The organism is Flavobacterium sp. YO12 (assembly GCF_004119495.1).
GTDB lineage: Bacteria > Bacteroidota > Bacteroidia > Flavobacteriales > Flavobacteriaceae > Flavobacterium.
The window spans coordinates 147,867-158,198 of record NZ_NRQU01000001.1 but is presented as its reverse complement, the minus strand read 5'-3'; the positions used below and the strand labels follow the sequence as shown (position 1 = coordinate 158,198).

Here is a 10,332-nt window from a genome sequence, read left to right as displayed (position 1 = left end):
ATAAATGTCATTTGGAACCTATTACTACGGATAACTTCAATAGAAATATTTCTATATATATATGAGCATATTTTTCTTTTAACTGATTGGTATATAATGTTTTAAGATTTATTTGTTGATGTATTTTCTATACGTTTTTAAAACTCTGTACTCCCTCATTTATTTTTTGATTCTTTTGTATATACAATTAAGAGAACTGTATTTCTGTTACTTTCTTTATTGTTGAATAACAGTATGTTACTTGATAATAGGAGAGGTAGATGTGCACTAAATTGTCTCACTTTACTAACCACAAAAAACAGCAGGAATATTTTCTCATAAATTTTAGGGAATATATTCTGAAATGTTCTTGTTTAAAACTGCTTACTAACCTCTAAACCAACCAAAATGAAGAAAACACTTGTTTTAATTTTATTGCTAATTTTATCCTTGCTACTGTCTGTAGAAAAAGGATTTTCGCAAATCAATCCATATAAGGCTCCCTTGTATTGGAATCCGTATGAATATAATCTTACTAAAAACGATTATATCCCTGAAGATGAATGGAAAAAAAATATTGATTGGATGAATGAAAATCTTAAGTCATATGGATACAATATGATTTGTATAGATGGATGGGGAGATGACTCAAACTATAACCAAGATGGTTACAGAACAACACATTCCTCGAATTGGATACATGACTATAAATATTGGGCAGATTATTTAAAAGCCCGTGGAATGACATTAGGCATGTATAATAACCCTTTGTGGATAAATAAAAAGGCAGCTGATGCGGGAGTTAAAATTAAAGGTACAAATATTCCCTTATCAACGCTTCTGAACCCAATTGAAGGTCAGGAAAAAATATTTAACTGGGTTCAGGTTAATAATCCTGGGGCTGAACAGTACATTAAAGGTTATGTACAATATTATGCCGATATGGGTGTCAGTTATTTAAGGATTGATTTTTTAGCCTGGTTCCAAACGGGAGCCGATAAAGGAGACTCCACGTACGGTCCGGCAAGATCAACCCAAGATTATGAAAAAGCATTAAGATGGATTCGCGAAGCATGCGATGAAAATAAAATTTTTCTGAGTCTGGTGATGCCAGAATTACAGGATAATGCTGTTTCTGAGAATAAATACGGACACATGATTCGAATTAACGAAGATCTTGGAGATGGAGGGTGGAACAGATTTAATAATTTAGATCGGGGCATCCGTCATAGCTGGTGGTCTCAATATTATAATACTTTTGATGGATACACCTATTGGTCATTTATCTCGGGACGAAAGAAATTAATTCTGGATGGAGATTTCATTAGATTAAATTCAATGGCCAATGACAATGAAAAAAAAACGGTAATCTCGTTACATTTAATGGCTGGAGGCCCTTTATCTATAGCGGATCAGTATAATTCGATAGGACAAGATATTTCTTATTATCAAAATGAAGAAATGTTAGCTTTAAATAAAGATGGCTTTGTTGGGAAACCATTATTTACGAACGACCCAACAAATGAATCGAGTCAGGTTTGGGCTGGACAAATGTCTAACGGAGATTGGATTATTGGTTTTTTTAATAGAGAGAACGTAGCTAAGAACCGCAGTTTGGATTTCAATTCTTCTCTGGGGTTTTCAGGCAATGCATCGGTAAGGGATCTTTGGACTCATACGAATTTAGGAAGCATGTCTTCCTATAGTGTAAACGTGCCTGCACACGGCTGCGTGATTTTGAAAGTTGTACCAATAAATCCTCAGCCAGATATTTTATCAGGAAACAATTATTTTATTAAATCAAAAGCGAATGGTAAAACAATAGCTTACAATACCTTAAGAGATTCACTAACGACAAATACTCTTGATTGGGATAAATCTGATCAAAAATGGCTTTTTACCTTTGAAAAAAATAAGGAGTACAGCATTACATCATTGTCCGATAAAAAATCTTTTGATGTTGTTGAACAGTCTGTTAATAACGGTGCAAAAATTCACACATGGCAGTATTTAGGATTAAACAGCCAGAAATGGGATATGGTTCCTGATGGAAACGGTTATTATAAAATCATAAACTCCAATAGTACCAAAGCTCTTGAAATGGATGCAGCAAGGGGAATTGTAGTACAATCAAGCAGCACCGGCGATAGTTCGCAGTTATGGACTTTAGAACCTATTTTCGATCACCTCACTTTAGTCGGTCCAGCATCACCAACAGGCAGTTGGACGAAACCCGAAGGTACTGGTGCAACCGATTTTAAAGAAAGTGCCTTTGGCTCTGACGTTTGGACATTTACAGGATATTTAAACTTGGGGGAGATTAAAATCCATGCGAAAGCAGGCGGTTTTGCTTCAGGCAGCTGGACTAGCGGTTCATGGCTACAAGCAAAAAACAGTAATGCAAATTTTCTGACCGCCAATGAATATGTGGTAGGAGGCGCCGACAATAAATGGAATGTTGCGGCTGCGGGGCTTTATAATATAAAAGTAAATTTGCGTGAGAAGAGCTTAGATGTAAAAAAAATAGACTATGATTACATGACCCTTGTAGGCCCGGGATCCTCTATTGGAAATTGGGCCACGCCCGAAGGAGATTCAAGCACAGATTTTGCAGAAACTGCCCCAAATTCAAACATCTGGCTTTTTAAGGGGAATTTAAATGCTGGAGAGATTAAGATCCATGTAAAATTAGGATCTGATTTTATTGCAGGCAACTGGCTTGACGGATCCTGGCTTCAGGCAAAATCGGCAAATGCCGATTTTCTAACTCAGACAGAATACCTTATTGATGACAGCAATGATTTTAAATGGAATATTGAAGAATCTGGGTACTATATAGTAACTGTTGATCTTAATGCAAACAAGATAGCCGTACAGAGAAGATATTTTGATTATATGACTTTATCAGGACCCGGATCTCCAATTGGAAGCTGGAACAAACCAGAAGGAGATATAAACACCGACTTTATACAAACGTGTCCTAATTCGAACATCTGGACTTTTACAGGGATGTTGAAGGTAGGCCAGGTTAAAATTCATGCAAAAATCGGATCGGATTTTATAGCCGACAACTGGCTTGACGGTTCTTGGCTTCAGGCGAAAAGCAATAATGCTGATTTCAGAACTGCTGCAGAGTACATAATTGACAGCAGCAACGATTATAAATGGAATGTTGCGCAAGCCGGACTGTATAAAATTACAGTCGATCTGACAAAGGGACGCTTATCAGTGAAGAGGTTGGATTATGATCATCTTACTTTAGTTGGTCCCGGTTCCCCATCAGGGACTTGGATCAGACCTGAAGGTGATATTACTACTGACTTGGCCAGAACGGCACCAGACTCGAATATATGGACTTTTACAGGTGCATTAAACGCAGGTGAGATCAAAATTCATGCAAAATTGGGAACAGATTTTATTTCCAATAATTGGGAGGATGGGAACTGGCTGTATTCTGACGCTGTTAATGCTGACTTTCTTACTGCTGCGCGATACCGTGTTGACGGGACTGATACAAAGTGGAATATTGCGGAAGCAGGTGTTTATAACATTACAGTTAACCTTGCAACGGAACTCTTAACAGTACAAAAGGTGGATCAAAATAGTATAATATTACAAAAAAACTCCCTAAGTAATAAACCAGTATCTTTAGTTGGCAATGAAGTTTCAATTGTTCAAAATGAAATGGTTGTTTATCCCAATCCAACTTCAGGCTTGTTTTCAATTCAAATTAAACGTCCAAAATCAGCAAAAGCGACTGTTTATATTTTTAATCTGAATGGTGCGGTTTTACAAAAGCGAAATATAGTTTTCTCGGAAGAAGTCCAAAATTTCGAATTCAATATTACGGGTGCAACGTCTGGAATATACTTGATAAAGGTTGACTGTTTGGATGGTGTCACTCAAAATCTGATTTTGCAGAATTAGTATGATTTTAATAACAGCCTTAAACCGCCTGCTGTCTTGGGGCGGTTTTCGCTTTATTTTACTTTTTTTCTGTATTTTATAAATAACAAGTTGCAAATAAACAAAATAGATTATAGTTAAAAGAGTAATGCCGAGCAATCTATTTAATAGTACAATTAGATGGAGTTGCATGTGAAAGAAACGCAAAGACGAATATGGTTGTAAAGCACATTGATCTCGAATTAGCAGGCTTTTGTTTCAGTAATTGGAAAAACATAAATAATGGCTGAAAATTTTATAATTGGCTATATCTTGTTTGCGCAGAATAAAATTTTAAGTTTACTTTTTTGAAAGATTTGGTTTCTCTCCCGCCTGTTACAATATAAGAATAGTTTTAACTGATTAATAAAAATATTGAAATGAAAAAAATTATAGTTTCATTAGTTATTTTGTTTGGACTGCAAACGATACAGGCACAGAAAAGTTTCAAGCCCCTTTTTGACGGCAAATCGACAAAGGGCTGGCATTCCTATGGAAAAAAATCGGCTGGAAAAGCATGGAAGGCGGCAGATGGCATATTGCATTTTGATTCAAAAGAAGCAAACAATGGTCAGGGCGGGGACTTAGTAACGGATGCTGAATTCAGGGATTTTCATCTAAAATTGGATTGGAAAATAGCCCAGAACGGGAACAGCGGCATAATTTTTTATGTAAATGAGAATCCTGTAGAATACCAAAATACTTATAGTACCGGACTCGAAATGCAGATTTTAGATAATGAGGGCCATCCGGACGCAAAAATTCTTAAGCATCGAGCAGGAGATTTGTATGATTTGGTTCAAAGCAGATCAGAGCCTGTCAAACAGGCTGGAGAATGGAATACTGCCGAAATTCTCAGCAGGAAAGGAAAATTAACACTTATTCTTAATGGAGTTACAGTGGTAGAGACTGTTCTTTGGGATGATAATTTCAAAAAAAACGTATCGGGAAGCAAATTTGCAGATTGGCCGGATTTTGGCACATTCAATAAAGGAAAAATTGCTTTGCAGGATCATGGAAACAATGTATGGTTTCGTAATATTATGATTAAAGAATTAGATTAGTAATATATGTATGAATGTTAGATGTGCCAGTAAACTTTTTGTTGCCTGAATAAAAAATGTTTATAATTTAAAATCACTAATGTAAAGTATGATTCAGCAATTTTTTACAGAAAAATCTTTTCTACGCTTTAAACTGAGGTTTTGCTTGAGTTTGGTTTTAGTCTCGATTCTATTATTATATCCAAGCAGTTTTTATGGACAAAGCGAGCAGTTGTTAAAAAGGCTAGATCAGGTAATAGACTCCTCGAGCATCTATGATAAAAGCAAGAGAAAGACCATTCAGGACTTAAAAGATAAGCTTGAACTGATTAAAGATGATCGCCACAAGTTATTAGATTTGAACCAGCAGCTTTTTGACCAGTATGTACTTTTTAAAAGAGATTCTGCTTTTGATTATGCTTTAAAAATTAAAGGGCTATCAGAAAAAATTAACGATAAATCTTATTTGATGAAGGCTAATATTAATTTGGCCAATATCAGTGTTTCTGCGGGTATGTATAAAGAAGGGTTGGATTATCTGCTTTTGATTAAACCCGAAGAGATAAACAATGAAAACGGATCTTTATATTATGGTCTGTTAGGTAGATGCTATAGCGATATGGCAGAATACAGCAGTATTCCAATCTTTAGTAAAAAGTATAACCAGCTTGCTAAGAAGTGCAGGATTAAGGCTTTAAATTTAACAGATGAAGGCACTTTTTTCAATTCATTTTTAAAATTTTTTAATGAATATAAGGATGGTGATTTAGCTTCTGCTGAAAAAGGCTTTCTCTCCCTTCTTAATTCTGACGTTAGCGATAGGGATGAAGCCTTATTAAATTATATGCTGGGGGAGATCTGCAATGAGTCGGGCAGGGTAGATCGTGCAATTGATTATTACAGCAAAGCCGTTATTTCAGATATTCGTATATCAACAAAAGAATCACTGGCTATAATAAAGCTATCAGAGCTCTTGTTTAGAAAAAAGAATCTGCAGAGTGCATCTTCGCTAGTGAAAAAAGCATATGATGATGCTGTTTTTTACGGGGCACAGCAGAGAAAACTACAAGTAGGAGCGATCCTGCCACACATTGAAGAAGAAATAGTCCAGAATATTGAAAGAGAAAAAAAGAGGCTCTACTATCAATATATAGGTGCAATTGTTTTTTCAGTAATTGTAATCTGCTTTTTAATCCTTACTTTTATGCAATTCAGGAAAATTCAAAAAGCAAAAAAGATAATTGCAGTTGCGCATACAGATCTGCAGAATGTAAATAAACAGCTTGTTGTTGTAAACCAAGAAATAAAGGCGCGTAACAGCCAAATTGAATTGATTAACAATCGTCTTTCAGAAGCTAATAAGATTAATGAAGAATATATTGGTTTTTTCTTTACGGAATATGATGATATTTTTGAAAAGTTTAATGAATTTACATCTTACATAGAAAGGGATATTGATTCAGGAGATTATGCTAAAGCAAAATACAGAATATCAAGATATGATTTGAAGAAGGAAAAGGATAAACTGCTCAATAATTTTGATACAGCTTTTATCAATCTGTTTCCAGATTTTATTACTGAATTCAATTCGCTCATGAAACCCGGGGAGCAGATAAAGCTAAAAGAAGGGCAGATTCTTAATAAAGAGCTGAGAATTTTTGCCTTGATCCGTTTAGGGATCAAACACAATGAGAAAATTGCGCAAATTTTAGGTTATTCAGTCAATTCAATTTATGCCTATAAAACTAAAGTTCGTAATAAGTCCATAATCGAAAATGAAGGCTTTGATAAAAAATTGATGAAAATTACTTCTGTAAAAATTACCTAATTAATCAAATATTTAACAAAAAATCCCGCTGTTCAACAGCGGGATTTTTTTTTCTGCGCCCCATTTATTTTGTTTGTCTCAATGAGAATAATATATTTTTTATAGTAAAATATTGCAAAATATGTTTTTTTATGCTTGAATTCTTATTGTTTTAAATATTAAAATCTATATAATTATTACTGTTTGTTTTTGTTTAAAAGTCTATTTATTAGGTATATATGGTTTTTTTAATCCACTTTATTGCTTGTTTTTTCTATACGTTTTGCATACATGCATTTTTCGCATGTGTTTTTTTGTTCCTTTGCTTTGATCCGAATGTATTATTGGATTTCGTAGTTTTTTAAAGGCCTTTTAAAACACGTGAATTATTAATTAAAAATATGTAACAAATCGGGATTATAGAAAAACCAATCTTACTTCAAAAAACTAACACTAACGATTTACTAACCAAACAAAAAAATAAATGAGATCATGTCATGAAATTGATGTTCGTAGGACATCCATCAAAGATTTTATCCTTGTACTTTTTATGCTGGCAGCACTTTGTGGCAGCAATAGCGCTTTTGCCGTTGCAAAACAGCAGGAAGGTCCTGCAATTAAAAGTGCGCAAAAGACAATTACAGGAACCGTATATAATGAAAAGCATGAGCCTTTACCTGGTGCGACGGTAACAATAAAAGGAACCGCATCAAGTACTACTACAGATTTCGACGGAAAATTTTCTATTAAGGTAAATACTTCCGATGCTGTTTTAGTAATATCATATATTGGATACTCCAACAAAGAAATTTCTGCAGCAGGTACAAATTTGGAGATTCAGTTGGTACCGGAAGCAGTATCGCTGACAGATATTGTAGTAATCGGATACGGAAAAGCCAAAGCTAGAGATTTAACTGGGGCTGTTGCTTCAATCGATGTAGCCAAAACGAAAAATCAGCCTGTTGCCAATATTGGCGAGGCCATGCAGGGAAGGGCTGCCGGTGTGCAGGTCATTTCGAGCGGAGAACCGGGATCTAACGTCACTTTTAGAGTGAGGGGAACAGGAACCATTGCTAATAATAACCCTCTAATCGTAGTTGACGGAATGCCTTTGAATGGAGGACTTAACCAAGTTAATATGAATGATGTAGAATCGATCAGCGTGCTTAAAGATGCTTCTTCTACAGCAATTTATGGTTCCAGGGGAGCAAATGGAGTTGTGATTGTAACTACTAAAAGAGGCGGGACAAAAGAAGGTTCAACTTTGACTTTCGATACTTTTACGGGAGTGCAAAATGCTTCAAATGTGGTAAAGATGCTGAATGCTTCACAATACGCATCGTTAAATAATGATATGATGACTAATGGAGGACTTAATCCTAATCCATTATGGACAAATCCCGCTTCTTTGGGAACAGGAACCGACTGGGTTGGAACATTATTCAATCCAGAGATGATGTCCAGCTATACTTTATCTTATGGGAATAAAACAAAAAAATCCAATATCTATGTTTCTGCTAATTATTTTAACCAAAAAGGTATCGTTTTAAATACTGATTATGAAAGATTCATTGTGCAGTTTAATTCTGATACTAAAGTGACCAGCAAAGTAAAATTTGGAAACAGTGTTAAAATTGCACACGATATAAAAGAAAGCGGTGCATATGATATCCGTAACACGTTATTAGCAAATCCTACCCAGCCAATATATGATGAAAATGGAAATTTTACCGGACCTACAGGAAACCCTCTTTATTATGGAGATATTACAAATCCAATAGGAAAAGCCACAACTGTCGAAAGATCAACAAAAGGATATAATCTTCAAGGGAACCTTTTCGCAGAAATCAATTTGCTGAAAAACTTAGTGTTTAAGTCTTTAGGTGGGGTTGAAGCCAACTTCTGGTTTGACAGAACCTGGTCGCCAAAATATTCATGGGGCTCTAATGTTCAGACCAATTCATATCTATCACAAGGAACAAATAGAAGTATTACAGTTTTATGGGATAACACGCTGACGTATGATGCTCATTTTGGCGCACATAATGTAAATGCAGTTGTGGGAAGCAGTTCGCAGTCTAATAAGTATGATTTCTTAAACGGCTCTATTCAGAAATTTGCGAGTGATGAAACACAGCAGATAGACAATGGTACATTACAGCCGACAGTAGGAGGTAATGCTTCTGAATGGGCAATTATGTCATATTTGGCAAGGGTGAATTATGACTATGATGGCAAGTATTATGTAACCGGTACAATTAGAAGGGATGGATCTTCTCGTTTTGGTGAAGGAAATAAATGGGGATGGTTTCCATCAGGTGCTTTATCCTGGAGGATCTCATCAGAGAAATTTATGGAGAAAGTAACAGCTATCAACGATTTGAAATTAAGAGTTGGTTATGGTATTACCGGAAATCAGGATATTGGAAATTATGCATTTTCTTCATCGTACAATACGGTTATGTATAATTTTAATAACAATTATGTAAGCGCAGTTGTGCCTACTGTACTTCCGAATACAAATGTAAAATGGGAAGGTCAGGAACAGTTTAATGTTGGTCTGGATGCGTCATTCTTCGATAGCAGAATCAATTTAACTTTTGATGCCTATGTGAAAAACACCAATGATATGTTAGTCCCGATGTCTGTACCTGTAACTTCAGGATATTCAGATATTTATGTACCATCAATAAACGCTGGGAAAATTCAAAACAAAGGTATTGAATTGTCATTATCAACAAAAAATCTGGTTCATGAATTCAAGTGGTCTTCAGATGCTGTTTTTTCTTACAACAAAAACAAAGTTGACAGTATAAACGGTGATACGCCAATTATAACTGGAAGCACAGGATTGAACAGTACCATTTCCCTAATTCAGGCAGGATACCCTGTAAACGTTTTTTATGGGTATGTAACTGACGGTATTTTTCAAACACAGACTGATGTAAATAATCATGCAGTGCAGATGCCTGGTTCTAATACGGCAACAAGTACTGCGCCTGGAGATGTAAGATTCAAGGATCTTAATAATGATGGAATCATTAACGATAAAGACAGAACGTTTTTAGGCAATCCTAATCCAAAATTCACCTATTCGCTTAATAATACATTTTCTTACAAGAATTTTGACTTAACAGTTTATTTTCAAGGAGTATACGGAAATGACATCTACAATGCCAATCGTATGTATACAGAATCTATGTCTGTTGCAAATAATCAGACAGCGGCAACTTTAGGAAGATGGACAGGCATTGGAACGAGTAATAGTAGGCCAAGAGCAGTGTATGGTGACCCTAACAGCAATGCCAGAGTTTCTGACAGGTTTGTAGAAGATGGTTCATATCTGCGATTAAAAAATGTGAGTTTGAGCTATAATTTTCCAGAGAGCGTATTTAACAATGTATTTTCATCAATTCGATTATACTTCTCAGCGCAGAATGTTTTGACTTTTACAAACTACAAAGGATTTGACCCTGAAGTTTCGGTAAACGGTATTGATAATAGCGTATACCCGGTTACAACAAATTACTCTATTGGACTTAATCTTGGATTTTAAAA

The 10,332-nt window shown here is 35.3% G+C and carries 4 protein-coding genes; all 4 read left to right on the top strand.

What is annotated here, in order from left to right; all coding sequences use genetic code 11:
* Positions 1-387: 387 nt before the first annotated feature.
* A complete protein-coding gene (locus BOW55_RS00655; RefSeq protein ID WP_129022536.1) occupies positions 388-3,906 on the top strand; it encodes an RICIN domain-containing protein in 3,519 nt (1,172 codons plus the stop codon).
* A gap of 398 nt (positions 3,907-4,304) precedes the next feature.
* Positions 4,305-4,988, top strand: a complete 684-nt coding sequence (locus BOW55_RS00650) for a DUF1080 domain-containing protein (protein WP_129022535.1) — start codon at positions 4,305-4,307, stop codon at positions 4,986-4,988.
* Between the two features lie 88 nt (positions 4,989-5,076).
* Complete coding sequence (locus BOW55_RS00645) at positions 5,077-6,795, top strand: DUF6377 domain-containing protein (protein ID WP_129022534.1); 1,719 nt, start codon at positions 5,077-5,079, stop codon at positions 6,793-6,795.
* Between the two features lie 463 nt (positions 6,796-7,258).
* Positions 7,259-10,330 (top strand): TonB-dependent receptor, encoded by a 3,072-nt coding sequence (locus BOW55_RS00640; RefSeq protein ID WP_129022533.1) that lies wholly within the window; start codon positions 7,259-7,261, stop codon positions 10,328-10,330.
* Positions 10,331-10,332: the final 2 nt, after the last annotated feature.

Bases quoted from the DNA above. Each gene is read 5' to 3' on its own strand.
- BOW55_RS00655 (WP_129022536.1), top strand. From the start codon at position 388: ATGAAGAAAACACTTGTTTTAATTTTATTGCTAATTTTATCCTTGCTA.
- BOW55_RS00650 (WP_129022535.1), top strand. From the start codon at position 4,305: ATGAAAAAAATTATAGTTTCATTAGTTATTTTGTTTGGACTGCAAACG.
- BOW55_RS00645 (WP_129022534.1), top strand. From the start codon at position 5,077: ATGATTCAGCAATTTTTTACAGAAAAATCTTTTCTACGCTTTAAACTG.
- BOW55_RS00640 (WP_129022533.1), top strand. From the start codon at position 7,259: ATGAGATCATGTCATGAAATTGATGTTCGTAGGACATCCATCAAAGAT.